At 41.8% G+C, this 15,672-nt stretch carries 10 protein-coding genes; 6 read left to right on the top strand and 4 right to left on the bottom strand.

Annotation, left to right across the window (positions count from 1 at the left end):
* The first annotated feature begins 44 nt into the window (after positions 1-44).
* Genes cooS through QZZ41_RS10695 form a run of 3 tightly spaced genes read left to right on the top strand, consistent with a single transcriptional unit; the run spans position 45 to position 2,890 of the window.
* A complete protein-coding gene (gene cooS, locus QZZ41_RS10705; protein ID WP_295071683.1) occupies positions 45-2,165 on the top strand; it encodes an anaerobic carbon-monoxide dehydrogenase catalytic subunit in 2,121 nt (706 codons plus the stop codon).
* Positions 2,166-2,180: 15 nt separating this feature from the next.
* The gene (locus tag QZZ41_RS10700) at positions 2,181-2,573 is read left to right on the top strand and encodes a hypothetical protein (RefSeq protein ID WP_295071680.1); all 393 of its coding nucleotides are present in this window, start codon (positions 2,181-2,183) and stop codon (positions 2,571-2,573) included.
* Positions 2,570-2,890, top strand: coding sequence for a hypothetical protein (locus QZZ41_RS10695; protein WP_295071678.1), 321 nt, complete (start codon positions 2,570-2,572; stop codon positions 2,888-2,890). Before QZZ41_RS10700 ends, QZZ41_RS10695 begins: the two co-directional genes overlap by 4 nt.
* A 42-nt stretch (positions 2,891-2,932) precedes the next feature.
* Here the strand turns inward: QZZ41_RS10695 and QZZ41_RS10690 are convergent, their stop codons facing one another.
* From QZZ41_RS10690 to QZZ41_RS10675, 4 genes are all read right to left on the bottom strand, one after another.
* Entirely contained in the window at positions 2,933-3,379 is a 447-nt protein-coding gene (locus tag QZZ41_RS10690; RefSeq protein WP_295071675.1) for an Rrf2 family transcriptional regulator, read from the bottom strand.
* Between the two features lie 180 nt (positions 3,380-3,559).
* On the bottom strand, positions 3,560-8,536 hold the full coding sequence (locus QZZ41_RS10685; RefSeq protein WP_295071672.1) for a S8 family serine peptidase: 4,977 nt from the start codon (positions 8,534-8,536) through the stop codon (positions 3,560-3,562).
* Positions 8,537-8,696: 160 nt separating this feature from the next.
* Entirely contained in the window at positions 8,697-10,022 is a 1,326-nt protein-coding gene (locus tag QZZ41_RS10680; RefSeq protein ID WP_295071669.1) for a hypothetical protein, read from the bottom strand.
* A 13-nt stretch (positions 10,023-10,035) separates the two neighbouring features.
* Positions 10,036-10,599 carry a sigma-70 family RNA polymerase sigma factor gene (locus QZZ41_RS10675; RefSeq protein ID WP_295071666.1) on the bottom strand — a complete coding sequence of 188 codons (564 nt, stop codon included), beginning with the start codon at positions 10,597-10,599 and terminating at the stop codon, positions 10,036-10,038.
* A gap of 613 nt (positions 10,600-11,212) precedes the next feature.
* Here QZZ41_RS10675 and QZZ41_RS10670 point away from each other — a divergent pair.
* From QZZ41_RS10670 to QZZ41_RS10660, 3 genes are all read left to right on the top strand, one after another.
* A complete protein-coding gene (locus QZZ41_RS10670; protein ID WP_295071661.1) occupies positions 11,213-13,528 on the top strand; it encodes an SGNH/GDSL hydrolase family protein in 2,316 nt (771 codons plus the stop codon).
* A 467-nt stretch (positions 13,529-13,995) separates the two neighbouring features.
* A complete protein-coding gene (locus tag QZZ41_RS10665; protein ID WP_074718357.1) occupies positions 13,996-14,547 on the top strand; it encodes an RNA polymerase sigma factor in 552 nt (183 codons plus the stop codon).
* The gene (locus QZZ41_RS10660; protein WP_295071657.1) at positions 14,537-15,667 is read left to right on the top strand and encodes a hypothetical protein; all 1,131 of its coding nucleotides are present in this window, start codon (positions 14,537-14,539) and stop codon (positions 15,665-15,667) included. Before QZZ41_RS10665 ends, QZZ41_RS10660 begins: the two co-directional genes overlap by 11 nt.
* The last annotated feature ends 5 nt before the right edge of the window (positions 15,668-15,672 follow it).

Below are 15,672 nucleotides of genomic sequence, written 5' to 3'. Positions count from 1 at the left end.
CTAATGTGATATAATTAGTGTAATATTATTTAGGAGATGATGTAATGAGTAAAAAAGATCATGACCACTGTCATGAGCATGATCACGGTCATGCGCACCATGAACACCACGATCATTCGCCTGCACATATCCATTCCCACAGAAATATCATAGGCTTTGACGAGCACGGTATACCTACAGTCATACTGAAAGCAAGCCACGGCGAGGGTGAACAGGACGATCCGCAGGCATTTATAAAGGACTACATGAATGCAGTTTCCGAATACAGAAAGACATTCCCCACAAAACAGGACGTTATCGAACAGACTCCCGATCCTGCTGTAAGAGAAATGCTCCTGCGCATGGAACAGCTTGGCATAGATACCACTTTTGACCGCTTTGACCAGCAGAAGCCCCAGTGCAACTTCGGACTTGCAGGTGTCTGTTGCAAGATATGCAATATGGGACCTTGCCGAGTTACGCCAAAATCGCCCAAGGGCGTGTGCGGAGCTGACGCTGACCTTATAGTTGCACGAAATCTTCTACGTTCCGCTGCAGCAGGTGCTGCACAGCACGGAATGCACGCAAGAGAAGTAATGCTCGCACTTAAATGGGCAGCAGAGGGCAAGCTCGATGTGCCTATACTCGGCGAGCAGAAGATACGCGCCACCGCTGAAGCATTTGGCATAAAGCAGAAGAACCGTCAGCTGAAAAACGTTGCAAGAGACCTTGCTGACGCACTTCTTGAGGATATGTCGAGAACAGTTCCCGATGAGTACAAGACTATTTCCGCCTGTGCCGTTCCCGAAAGGCAGCAGGTATGGAAGGAGCTTGATATACTCCCCATAAGCGCGTACCATGAGGTATTTGAAGCATACCACAAGTCGGGCTGTGCCACTGACGGCGACTGGAAATCAGTAATGCAGCAGTTCCTCAGATGCGGACTTGCATTTACATTCTCGGGCGTTGTTGGAGCTTCGATAGCTACAGACAGCCTTTTCGGCGTAGGCGACAGAGTTACCTCAAAAGTAAACATCGGCGCACTTGAAAAGGGCTATGTGAATATAGCTGTACACGGTCATCTGCCGCTGCTTGTAAGCCAGATAGTGGAAGCAGGCAAGCGTGACGACCTGATAGAGCTTGCAAAGTCAAAGGGCGCAAAGGGCATAAGATTTTACGGTATATGCTGTTCGGGACTTTCTGCAATGTATCGCTATGCAGGCGTAATCCCCCTTTCAAATGCCGTATCTGCCGAGCTTGTTCTCGGAACAGGCGCACTTGATCTGTGGGTAGCAGATGTTCAGGACGTATTCCCGTCTATCATGGAGGTCGCTCACTGCTTCAAGACAACAGTAGTAACTACCAGCGAGTCAGCAAGACTTCCCGGTGCTGAGCGTTATGAGTACGATCACCACCATTCAAATATAGACGAGACAAAGGCACTTGCCGAAAAGATAGTACGCCGTGCTATCGAGAGCTTTGAAGCAAGAAAGGGAATCCCCGTATACATACCGCCTTACGAAGTGGAAGCGGAAGTGGGCTTCTCGGTTGAATACATACACAAACGCTTCGGAAGCATGAAGCCTCTCGCTGAGGCAATAAGGGACGGCAGGATACTCGGTATCGTAAATATGGTAGGCTGTAACAATCCAAAGGTACTTTACGAAAAGTGCATAGTTGATGTAGCCGATGTTCTGCTGAAAAACAATGTGCTTATTATCTCCAACGGCTGTGCTTCTTTCCCGCTTATGAAGCTTGGATACTGCGCTGTATCAGGCAAAGAAAAGGCAGGAGACAGCCTGAGAGAGTTTCTAGAACCCGATCTGCCGCCTGTATGGCACGTTGGCGAATGTATCGACAATACCCGTTCATCGGGAATTTTTGCAGGAGTTGCAGGAGCACTGGGACATAAGATGTACGAAATGCCCTTTGCTTTTTCTTCTCCCGAATGGGGCAATGAGAAGGGCATAGATGCCGCACTCGGTTTCAGACTTAACGGCATAAGCTCATATCACTGCGTAGAGGCACAGATATACGGCTCAAAAAATGTTATTGAGTTTTTGAAATACGGCACTCTCGAAACTCTCGGTTCTTCAATGAACGTGGATACCGATCCCGTAAAGCTGGGAGAAAAGATAGTTGCTGACATGAAAGCCAAGAGAAAAGCACTTGGCTGGGATAAATAATCAGGAGGAAAAAATATGGCTTGTTTTATAGTACCTGCAACAGAAGCAGTAGTGACTACTGTTATTCAGAAGGTCGTTAAGAAGAAGGAAGACGGCAAAGAAGGTAAGGGCAGTGAGAATAAGCTGCGTTTTTCTGATAAGCTTAAATGGCTCAACGGTATGCTCTGGGGAGGCTCAGGACTCCTTGCATTTGAGCATTTATGGCACGGAGAGATAACACCGTTCTTCCCGTTCCTGACTGCGGCAAACGCTCCTGCTGATACTGCGGAGATGCTGCACGAAATGGCGACCTCGGGTTCGGCTATGGCTGTACTTGTTACAGCTGTGTGGGCAGGAGCTGTTATCGTTACAAATAAAATAGCGGCTTCTCAGAAAGAAGAAAAAAAGGAAGCAGGTGCAACGGTATGACATTGCTTATTACAGTTATCGCAGCTGTTATTTCAACAGTTATATGGTATTCAAGTGCAAAAGCAAGAGAATTGAAAACAGGCGTACTGCTCTATATGTTCTGGGGAGCTTCTCTCATGTGGCTCGTCGATGCAGTCGTTGAGTATATAGAGGTTGGCGCAGAGTATTTTGAACCTGCCCCAAAGGATATGCTCAATGATGCATTCCTCGGCATATCTGTAGTTGCACTTGCACTGGTTGTATGGGTAGTATATATCCTCATAAAAGATCCGAAACACACAGTAAGAAATATCCTTGCTGAAAAAGGAAGAAAATAAAATGAAAACGGCAGCTTAACGCTGCCGTTTTTCTATAAAAGATCATATATAATACATCAGATCAGAACTTGAACTTTTCAGCTCATTAAATCTGTCGATCAGATCCTTTAATGTGAGCTTTTCGGAAAAACTGCAAAAATAATCATTTATTGGCTTCCATAAACATTCATTTATTGCAGTATTGGCTTCAGATATCAGATTTTCATTAAAAACAGTCAATGAAAGTATCGAATTATCAAGTGCGTTTACTATTTCATTCAGAGTAATCTTTGAGGGATCTCGTGTTAAAGTGTAACCTCCGCCTGCTCCTTTTACACTGCTTATGATATTTGATTGTTTTAGCAGAGGAATGATCTGTTCAAGATACTTAGCAGAAATATCGTTTCTGTCCGCAATGGCGTTGACTTTAACAACACGTTCATATTGCGAGTTTACGGCAATATCAATAAGTGCTATAATTCCACATTCTACTTTGGTTGAAACTTTCATTAATTCACCTCCGTTATCATATTCGAGTATTCCGATTTACATACTAAGTATACCATAAATCGAATATCATATCAAGTGTTTGAGTTATAGATTATTTCTATATCTTTATGCTTTTCAAAAAGAAAAAACTCCCGAACAACGATAAACGCCGTTCGGGAGCTTTGTATTAAGTGAAGCTTATCAGCAGTCTTTTTTTCTGCGGAATACTCCTGAAACAAACATTGCTGCTGCGCCAAGGATTATAAGGATACCTGCTGCGGCTTTTGATGCAGCTAAGCCGAGAGAGTTCATTCCTGTCTGAGGAAGATCTACGGCATTGCCCTTTTCATCAGTGCCTGTACCTGTGAAACGGTCTACTTTGTACTCAGAACCGTCATCAAGATTTATGACAACTGTGCCGTCTGCTGAACTTGCTGTATTGGATACCTTAACATTCTTGCCTGCTTTTTTGCAGCGGTCAGCTGCTGCCATATCTGCAAGCTGCTTATCACTATAGCATTTGAGCTGGTCAATAGTTTTTTCACCAACGTATGTCAGCACATCCGGCTGAGCAAATGATTTTGTAAGTGTTATCTCAGTATCGGAAAGAACTGTTGCGGCAGCTATTTCAGTCTTATCACCTGAGATAAGTTCTACTGCTTTTGAGCCGATCCAGTTATACTTGATCTTCTCCTCTGAACCGTCCTCAGTATTGATAACTGTGATATTGCCCTTGCCGTCTATGCTGTAGTATTTCAGACCGTCATCTGTACTGCAACTCCAGAGACCCGGAGTAAAGAGATCCTTTATCTCGGGAAGAGCCGTAAAGTCGATCTTGTTTCCGTTCAGATCGAAGCTTTCTCCGCCAATTGGATCAACTGTGAAGCCCTGACCGTCCATGAACTGTATCATGTATCTGTTATTTTCGTCGAACGATGCGAATGCGATATCAGGACGAATGCCCTTTATATGCTCGCAGTAATCTGCTGCCATTTTTTCCATTTCAGCTGTTGTATATATCTTAACATCAGTACCGTAATTCGGCTCATATGTAAGTTTATACTTGCTTCCGTCATCAAATGTTACTGATAATTTGGTGAGACTATCGTATGTAACATTTAAGGATTCTTCATCGTCCTTGCCCTTGTTGCAGATAATAGCATTGTCACCGTATTCTGCTGTGCAGTTCCATTCTTCGCCGTCCTCAGCAGAGTATACAATTGCTTTGCCGTCATTTTTGAAAATGACATAATAATGCTTTGAACTGAGATCAATATCCTGTGAAACACGGTATAAGCCATTTCTGATGTACTCAAATTTAACAGACTTGCCGTCAGGATCAACTGCTGTATTCTCAAATCTGTCGAAAGAGGAATACTCAGCGATAACGCTGCCGTCCTTATCCATAAGGCGTACGATGCCCATTCCGTTTTTATCGTATGTTACCTCAGCCGATTCAGCCTTGCTCTTGCTGTGTGCATTGTGGTATTCAGTTACGATAGCTTTCATTTCGGGTGTAGTGATATGATCTGCAATTCCAATACCGTCGGAGCCTGCAAAGTACAGCTTCTCGGTAGCTCCGTCATTCCATGCGATCACTGCATTTTTCTTATCTGTAAAGGATATTTTTCCTGTTCGTGTCTCTGATGATTTTTCGTCAGAGATCTTCATAGTAACAGAATCGCCCTTCTGTTCAAATGTAAAGCTCTTCTCGGGAGCACCGCTCTGATAATAGATATTTCCTGCATTGCTGTTCAGGAAATTGTAGTAAACATCGTTTTCTCCGCCGTTCTTTGACCACCATAATCCTGTTTTAAGATGTGTGATATCACGATCGTCAGACATGATCTCGATAGTATTGAACGCCTTGTCCATAGCTGCTACAAGATACTCATCAAGGTCTGTAACATCATATGTAACAGAAATACTTCCGCCCTCGTCCTGATATCTGTATGCAGGAAGGATATCCGAGAAGTCATACGACTCAATAATCTCCTTTTCATATGCGTCTGCTGTTCCCATGATCGCATTTATAATGAGAGAGTCTGATCTTACAGGATTTCTGAATTCTTCAGGTGTACCATAACTCGGGATATAGATCGCGCTTACTGTACGGTCGATGTCTTTCATCTCTGTGAGCTTCGGGCTTTCTGCCGTATACTCCCCTGCAATTCCTCCATTGCCCTTGCCCATTATATAAAGACCGTCAATATTCTTATCTGTGGAAGTTATCTCAAGGAGTTTTCTTCCTTTTTCTTCCTTTGTTTTGAGCTTAAGTACAGGTGCTGTTTTATCTATAACGATAGGAACTTCATATTTCTGTGGGTTCTTATCTGCACCTTCATAGTTGATATAGGCTTCGATCACGCCCTTGTACGTGCCGTCTGCAAGATCGCCGATCTTAGTTTCGGAAAAATAGATTATTGGCGCATACGGAGGCAGAAAAGAGTCGTCATCTGATTCTGATACCAACTTGTTGTCCTTGTCATAGATCTTAATGCCTGAAGTGTTTGCCGCTCTCAGCAGAGAATAGGATATTTCAAGCTGTTCAGCCATTCCGTCCTTATCAGGAGAGAGGTATATGCTTTCATTCTTACACCCTGCGAGTGTATTATTGTATTCATCATCAAAATAACGCTGAATGGCAAATGGTGACATGGCTACTTCATCTGCTGCCTCAGCAGGAAGTCTTCCGAGCAGCTTGTATAAAGCTTCAACATTAGCTGCAAACGAATCAGAAGCAGGTAATGTTCCGTCACCTGTCTGTGTATATAATACATAAGGTTCAAGGTCCTTTGTACCATTATGGAAGATCGGTACCTGTGCCCAGTCTCCGTAAAATCCCAGTACAGGGACAGAGATATCGCAGCAGTTTTCTGCACCGCTGAGTAAGAGATATCCCTCAACAAAGAAACCGTTTGGGAAGTTAGCACTGTGTGCTTTAATATCGGCAGCTGAAAGCTGTACGCTGACCGTTACTTTTCTGCTTTCCTGTGCTTTTGCTTTCAGCAGTGATGAAAGGTCAGCTGTGACACCGATATTGCTTGCACCGCTGATAGAGAGCTGTCCTGATTCGTCGCCCTCTGCCGCAGCACCGTCCTCAGCTGTCAGTATAAGCTTTGCCTCCTTGAATTCAACGTCCTGATCGGTGAAGTTGTTGATATCAATATCAAAACTGAATTTATCTGTGATATTATCCTTCAGTTCGACCTTGGCAAGACCGTCCTTGCCCGTAAGGATAACTCTGTCATTCAGCGCGTTTTTCATATTAACAAGTCCTGCGCCCTGACGTCTCGGACTCTCGTATACATCTCCGTTTGAGAAAAGTACGGCAGAGTTCATCATAAGGTTCTTGATGAATGCTGTCTTTTCAGCACCTGTGAGCTCCAGGCCGTTTTTTCTGAGATACTGATCGAATACAGCAGCACAGCCTGCAACATATGGTGAAGCCATGGAAGTACCGTCAAGCTGCATTATCTTGTTGTCATATGCGGCAGATGAAACTGCACCGCCGATACCTGCGATGTCAGGCTTGAGCGTAAGATCTTCTGCAGGTCCGAAAGAGCTGAATTCGCTGATGCCGCCGTCAAGCGGAGTAGCTATGCTTAATGTACTGTCCAAGCGTATCTTTTTTGAGTCAGCCTCTTTCATTTTATTTCCGTCATTCATTGAGATAAACACAGACGGGAAATATAATTCGTCCATTGCCATTTTTGTGAGGAAGTCCTCTTCAATGTTGTTGCATACGACCATTGCAATAGCTCCTGCCTGCTGAGCATTTAATGCCTTTTCCACGAAGCTTAAAGTTCCTCTGTCGATAAGAGCTATCTTTCCCTCGACATCTTTCCCCTCAAAATCCTCGGGCGCACCGAGACCACAGTATACATATTCATATACCTCATCACTCAGATAATCGCTGAGTTTACTGTTGTCGCACTCATTGAAGGCGATCTCATCATCAAGACCTTCTATTTTGAAACATGGAAAACGGCAGACAGAGTTATTGGCGGAAGCGACACATAACGCCTCCTTAAATCCTGACGGCTCGCCAATTGTATGGGTATCAGGTGATGATGTATCTATATCACAGTACTCCCCATGTCCGTTAATGTTATTGCTGTCATTGCCTGCTGCTGTAACTACTACGATACCTGCATTATCGAGGGCTGCAATAGTATTCCTGTAAGGCTCATTTTCAGGATCAGCCAAAGCACTTCCGAAACTGAGATTGATAACATCTGCCTTGAGCTTTGCAGCATCTTCCAGAGCTGCAAGAACTGCATCTGAATCCACAGCACTGACAGACATTCCGCTTATCTCATCAACAAACATCTGTTTGAATACCTTCATCATTACGAGCTGAGCGTCTTTTGCAATACCTGAGAGTTCTGCGCCATTGTCATCACTTATCTTATCGCCAGCTGCAATACCTGCAACGTGAGTACCGTGATATTCCTGCATATCAGAGTATTCATACGGTGTATCATCGGCATAGTCGATCACATACGGCAGCTTACTGCTGATATACGCCTTATCGGGATCGATCTTTACATTAAGATCATCTGATACGGCGATTATATCGTCCTTTGTGAGCTTGTTCTCCTTGTCATCTATGGGAGCAAACATACTATGAGTGACATCAAACTCGGAATCCAGAACAGCTATGACCTCGCCTTCTCCGTAATAACCTGTCGTCTCTCCAAAATAGTTGACTTCGCTGAGTTCGGGTGCTGTGTAGAGCTGAGGTTTGATCGTGTTCACTGTCTTGACCTTTGTTACACTTTCTACCCAGCGGCATGACCTTGCTTGATCCAGAAGATTTTCAGGCAGCTTGCACGAAAAGCCGTTCGTGAGAACGTTATAGTGGTAGCCAACCTCAAGATCAGGATAGAGGGTCCTGAGTGAGGCTTCTGCTTCACTGCTTATCTGACGGAGCACCTCAGCCTTTTCATCTGACTCGGCAGTATCAAGGAAATCCGTTCCCTGTTCTGCTGCTTCTTCTCCAGAAAGCAATGCTTCTCCGCTGAGACTGATTATGACAGATACAAGATCTTCGGATTTTTCTGCATCGTATTCGGACGCTGCTAATGCAGCCGAAAGTCCGCAGTTAAGTACTGATGCTCCACCGATCATCGCAGCAGCTGTCATGCTTAGCAAATGGCGTGTAAAGTTCTTCATTTTTTCATCGATCCTTTCTGATTAAAATGCTGTAGTAAATACAGTGTTTTCGTGAGTGGATTTTTTGAATTACATAAGCGGGTCCTCCTTTGAAAAATGTACTATGTTGTTTATAAAACATTATCTGAGATATGTTTATACATCTTTAGCTAATATCCGATTATTCCGGATCTATGCCTGTTTGTACTGTGTCTTGCAGGTCTACAGGTTTAAAATGATAGTATTCGATACCAAGTTCGTATTCAGTATATTCGTCCTGTTTTTTCAGCATTATCTTGTTTTTATCTGTATTATAATATTCGGTGAAATCATCACAGCTATCCAGCTCAATGTTTGCTGCTTTTTCAAAAGCTTCAAAATCACTAAGGAACTCTCCGCACTCCAATACGCCTTTATTTACTCTGTATATCTTCACATGATTATTCATGTTCTTCTGATCTTCACTCCACTGATAATTACATACCACCTCAGGAGACTGATCATTTTCCAGATCTGCAAGGAAAACGGAAGTCTTATCCTTATATCCTGTAAATTCTACAAATTTCTCTCCTGTAGCATCATTGATAAAATAAGTATTCTCTATATCGGAAGTTACGCTTTCCCTACTGATATGCCAATTTTTAACGCCAAGCAAATACCCAGTATTATCATTAATATAATACGGATAGAGAAATGCAGGCCTGAATGAATAATCCTCTATTCCAAGTTCATACTCTGTGTCAATGTAGCGGCTTTTAAAAATAATCTTATTCTTTTCGGGAGAATATTCATCTGAAAAATCTACATATGAAGATAAACTGATATCATGTTCTTCTAAAATATGCTCATAATTATCAATAATTTTTCCTGCCTCAAGCATTCCGTCTCTGAGTCTGTACACTACAGCGTGATCGTTATTCTCTCCGTTAATTAATGCCCTAATTTGATTACAGATCATCTCATCAGTTCCGTCATTATCAAGATCTGCAAGATAAGCATAATTTTCACCTGATTTTATTTCAGAATAAGCAAATTCATTGCCTGTATCATCATTTATGAATGTGATCCTCACAGAATTGTCATATTCATAGATATCATATTTTTCAATATGCCAGTTGCTGATACCGAGAATAGATCCTTTATAATCTTCAGTTACTGATATAGCCGCATATGAATTTTCAACGCTGCCTGACATAGTATCGGTTTCCGAAATACCATCTGTGTTTTTGCTGTTTTTCAGCTGAGAATTAAAATATACACCGCCCGACACAGTTAATGCAACTACTGCCAAAGGCAGAGCAACAGAACATATCTTTCTCCACACAGGGCGGCGATAGGGCTCAATATTATGTACCTGTACGTCCTCATAATAGTCTGCATAATTTTCTATACGTCTGAATATCTTTTCAGCCTCTTTATCATCTACTGCCTTGTATTTACGCGAAATCACTTCAAGCGTTTTCATATCACAGTTTTCAAGAATTCTAAGATCTAATTTCCTGTTCATATATAACTCTCCTTCAAATCACTATTTCATTGTCCGAAAGTAATCTGCGCAGCTTTTTCAAAGCCCTGCTGTTGCGAACTCTTATCATTGCAGGTGAAAGAGAAACAAATCCTGATATTTCAAATGAGCTCCGTCCGTAGTAATACTTCTGTATTATTATTGTAGAATCCGGTTCGCCGAGACTATCTATAAGTTTCAGTAGCGTTTGGCGTATTTCCTCTTTTTCAGCGGATTCGGATATATTTTCATTTGACGGAAAAGCATTGCTGTTCTCGTCATCCAATGAAATGCTGTTTTTGTTTTTGCATAGCTTATGGTAGTAAGCTGCGGATTTTCTCAACGCTACAGTTGCGATAAATCCCTTGATATCATCGTGTTGATTTGGTTTATATTCATATGAATCAAATACATCTTTAAAAATGTCACTTACACATTCATCTACATCTTCGAGGCTGCCGCAGCTTCGCAATCGGTTGAATGCAATTGTATAAACATAGTTGAGATATTCGTCGAATAAAACGCGCTGAGCTTTACTTTTATCAGTTTCTAAAAGATCATGGTACTCACTTTGCTTCAATCGTTGTTTCCTCCTTTCGCTGAAAAAGCTTTCATTATATATATTTACATTATACCATAAAAGTGTAGCATATAAAAATATATTTTTATTATTTAATCAAATATTTGTTAGATTTTATCAATTGAAAGTAAGCGTAAAACAGAAATCTCATATTTAACTGATACCAAATAAAGTTTGAGTCTTTATTTTTCAGTACTAATGTTAAATCACTAATTATCATTGCTTATTATTTAACGTAAATACGTTGTATCATTTTTCGCTCATCAGCACAAAAAATCCATATTTATTAAGTAATATATATAATTATAGTCACAATTAGTGCGCTAAAGCAATTTTTGGTCAAAAGTAATCACTACAATACCATTATCATAAATATACAGTAAACATATTGCTATGCAAATAATCATTTATTGCTATCTTATGACCAAAAGTTGCTCATTTATTCACAAACTCTTTACAATTTGCTGTAGATTGGTGTATATTGTTGTCAAAGGCAATGTACAATTGTGTTATATTATGTATAATAAAATTATGCATTCTGCATCAACAAAAAATAAAAGATGGGGAAACAAAACGCACACATCATTTAATTAATTTTATTTGGGAGGTACTTATGAAAAAGCACTTTATTGTCGGGAAAACGATAAAACGTTTTCTCAGAATCGGCACATCTCTTGCACTTTCGATCTCTACACTAAGCCTGCTTCCCTCTGCACCGAGGCAGAGTTCAGCAGCCGACACCATCAAGATCATGCCTCTGGGCGATTCTATCACATATGGTATGGCTGACGAGGGCGGCTACAGAAAGTATCTCAGCTATTTTCTGCAGCAAAAGGGCTACACAAATGTTGACCTTGTCGGTCCAGAGGGAAAAGACAGTGCCACCTTCAATTATAATGGAAAAAGCGTGACTTATGATGATAATCATGCAGGATACAGCGGCTATACCATAACCAACCTGCCGGGCGGCTGGTTCGGTCAGCTCAACGGTATCCTTGAGACAATGCAGAGCGGTGATTACATTACAAAGTATTCTCCTGACATTATCCTGCTCCAGATCGGAACTAATGATGTCAATAACGGACACGTTACTGACTCGGAGGAGCACCTTCACACTCTTCTGGACTATCTCAGAGAGAAAATGCCGTCTGACGGAAAAATATTCCTGACGACAATTCCTGATCTCGGCAATTCAGGCTGGGGCAATAACAGCAGTAAAAACGGTGATATTGCCAAGTATAACGAGCTTGTAAAGAAAGTAGCAAACGAATACAGCAGCAAAAACGTTATATATGCAGATATCCACAGCGTTATTGACGGCACGAAAGACCTTGCGGACGGAGTTCATCCCAACGCAGGCGGCTATGAGAAAATGGGCAAATACTGGTTTGAACAGATAGAAGGCTATTTAAAAGGCTCTGATGATCAGCAGCAGACACAGCCAGTTCAGCCTGCAACACAAGGTAACGACAGTCCCGAGTTTATTTACGGAGACCTCGACGGAGATAAGATGATAACTTCCTTTGATGCAGTTATCATGCGAAAGGGACTCATAAATGACTTCAAGGACAACAACATAAAGAAAGCCGCTGATATAGATCAGAATGGCAAGGTAGAGGTAGCTGACCTCGTCCAGCTCCAGGGCTTTATAATTGGTAGGATAAAAGAGTTCACTATTGTTGAAAAGCCTGTCACAGAAAAGCCTGTTTTTGAAAAGAGCTACAACTTCCCTGCTGTAAATCAATTAAAGAGTTCAAAAGACGTTCCCGATCCGTTTATATTCATGGACGGCTCAAAGGTAGAGTCCGTCGATGACTGGTGGAAGCGTCAGAGCGAAATAAGCTGTATGTATGAATACTATATGTATGGCAAGTGGATAGACGGCTCTGATGACGAAACTACTTACAGCATAAACGGCAATAGCATGACTATCAACGTTAAGCGCAAGAGTACAGGCAAGACAGCTTCATTCAAGGCAGTTATAAATCTTCCTAAGAATGTTCGCCATGAAGGCGGAGCTCCTGTTATTCTTGGTATGCACAAGGGTATTTCTGAAAGCACAGCAACTTCAAATGGCTATGCAGTGATCACATACGATAGTGACGGAATGTTCAGCGCCCCGGGAACTGCACAGGACAACAACCAGCATAAGGGTGCTTTCTATGATCTCTATCCTTATGGAAGGAACTGGGACGAGCAGACTGGTGATCTTATGGCATGGTCATGGGGAATCGGCAGGATACTCGACGCTCTTTACAATGGAGCCGCAAAGGAACTGAACATCAATCCTGATAGCTCTATCGTTACAGGTGTTTCAAGATACGGTAAAGCCGCTTCTGTCTGCGGAGCATTTGATACACGTATCAAGATGTGTGCTCCTTCATGCTCTGGTGCAGGCGGTCTGGCACTGTATCGCTACAGCTCCGTCGGAAAGACCTATGACTTCTCCAGCAAGGGCGGATCTTCATCTTATACATACAAGGAGAACGAGCCCCTCGGAAGCTTACAGGCTTCAGGCGAGCAGGGCTGGTTCAACGGAAGATTCATGGAGTTCAGAAACGCCGAACAGTTCCCAATGGATCAGCATATGCTGGGATCTCTCTGCTGTGATCCTAACAGATATCTGTTTATAATCGGCTCATGCGAGAGCGAAGACTGGGTAAATGCTCCGTCAGTATGGATGGCTTACCTCGGTATGAAGCACGTATGGGATTATGTAGGACTCAGTGATCATCTTGCTATAAATATCCATAAATCAGGTCACGCAGTCATAGCAGAGGACGTTGAGAAAATGGTACAGTATTTCGACTATCATGTATACGGAATACAGCCAAAAATGAACCTTGAAGAGCTTCAGACCTCTGTATTTGCTCTTCCAAAAAATAAAGACTCATTTGCAGATACATTTGCTTCAAAGTGGCTCTATTGAGTATAAATAATGAGTAAATTAGGGAAGTATTTATCTTCATTCTCACTTATCACGGAGCTCAGCCTTTAGCCTTTATGCGTTAGCTGTTAGCCAATGTGTCGCCTTCGGCGAATAATTTAAATAATATGAGCGTAAGCGAACACATTCGGCTAATGCCTAATTGCTAATGGCTTTATTACAGAGTTTCTTCTTTACTATTTCAATTTACAGTATCGCAAATATCATATTTTTGATTTTAAAAATTTACTTTTTGGGTTTTAAGTAAGGGACAAATCAAAATATAAAAACGGCACTCTCGAATGATCGGAAGTGCCGTTTTTTATTCATCATTTATATATTGAAAAGCATGATAAGCTATGATATAATAGTTAAAAATAAATATTTTTTATTTCTGCTTTGACTTTTCCGTAAAAAATGGTACTAATAAGTAAAGGATCAAATTCCACCCCTGAGAGGAGGGTTTCCGTATGGATAACGGTGAAAGTAGCTACCGCCGTTTCCTTGCGGGCGACAATGAGGGAATGCGCGAGATAGTATGCGAATACAGAACAGGACTTATGCTCTATCTGAACAGCTTTGTCCAGAATATTCACACGGCTGAGGAGCTGACAGAGGATACTTTTTTTGAACTTATGACAAAGCGTCCTAAGTTCTCGGGAAAAAGCTCTTTCAAAACATGGCTGTATGCTATCGGTCGCAATACTACTGCTAAATATCTCCGAAAGCACAAAAAGCTCAGTGTCGTTCCGCTGGAATCACAGGAATATCTTGCTGATGCAAAAAACGTCGAAAGCGATCACATAAAAGCCGAACAGAAACGCAAGGTGCATCAGGCTTTGCACCGATTGAAACTTGAATACCGTCAGGTACTGTATCTTGTCCATTTAGAAGGATTCAGCAATGGTGAAGCTGCCATAATAATGAAAAAATCAGACAGGCAGATAAAAGCTTTACTGTATAACGCTAAAAAAGCGTTAAGATCCGAGTTGGAAAGGAGTGGCTTTGAGTATGAAGAATAATGATGAGATGTATCAGAGCTTGCTTTCCAGATATGACGAATATCAAGAGAAGAAGAAAAAACGGACACTATTGATAAAACGTACTGTCCCTGTCTTAGCCGGCTTCGTGCTGGTCGTTGGCATAGGACTGAGCTGCTGGCAGCATTTTGGCAATATGCATTCTATCCCAATGATATCCGATACTATAGACGAATCTATAATAACCGTGACTACCAACGCTGACAATGTAACTACTGAGGTCACGACGCAAGAGCAGTCCGAAACTCAGACAAGCAGTAAAAATGTGACTGTTACTACAGCTGTAACTGCTTCAAAAACTACAGCAACAGCAGATAAGGCTCAAACAACAACTATTGCTGCACCTATGGCAACAAATCGCAATACTGCACCGACAACTGCAAAGACTACAGCTATAAAAACGTCAAAAACAACTAAGACGACTGTATCTGTTACGCATACACAGCTTGAAACTTCAACTACAGCTGATGAAAATAAAGAAAAACCGTCAACTTCTACTACAGGTATTATACAAGAAGGTCCCGGCGTTGCAACAACTTCTTCATCAGCTGCTAACCCCGAGCCGAGCTTTAATGCACAGCCGATCATTTTTAATAGTGCTGAAGAAGCTATAGATACCATTAAGCATAATGATGTATCTTCATATGCCGAGGAATATCGTAATGCCTACCGCAAAATGTTCGACAGATTCAATGATGACGGTGTTGTTTATCGTCCTGTAACAGACAATACAGACGAATTGGAACAAAAAGACACTGTTATTCTTCTGCCGAATGCTGCATATGAAGACACAGGTATCATGTACAAGGTAGTTTACAATGAAAAAATGTATCAGGTATCGTTCAGATATGCCGATACTTCATTTATAAGCAAACCGTACAACATTATTGATTATCTTTATGCACGTTTCAGACGAAGCACGTATGATGAAATTGTTGCAGGTCATCAGACCTATGCAATGCTTTATTCAAATGACCAAAGCCAGATAAGCGCAGCTTGTTTTATTGATGAGGAACACTATCTAAACGTTTCCGCATATGCCACAAAAGACGAAATTACCTCATTTTTAGAGCTGTTTGATTACGAAAGAGTAATTCTATAAATGAA

This window comes from Ruminococcus sp., assembly GCF_016283395.1.
The sequence above is the reverse complement of the archived record's forward strand: the minus strand, read 5'-3'. Positions and strand labels throughout refer to the sequence as shown.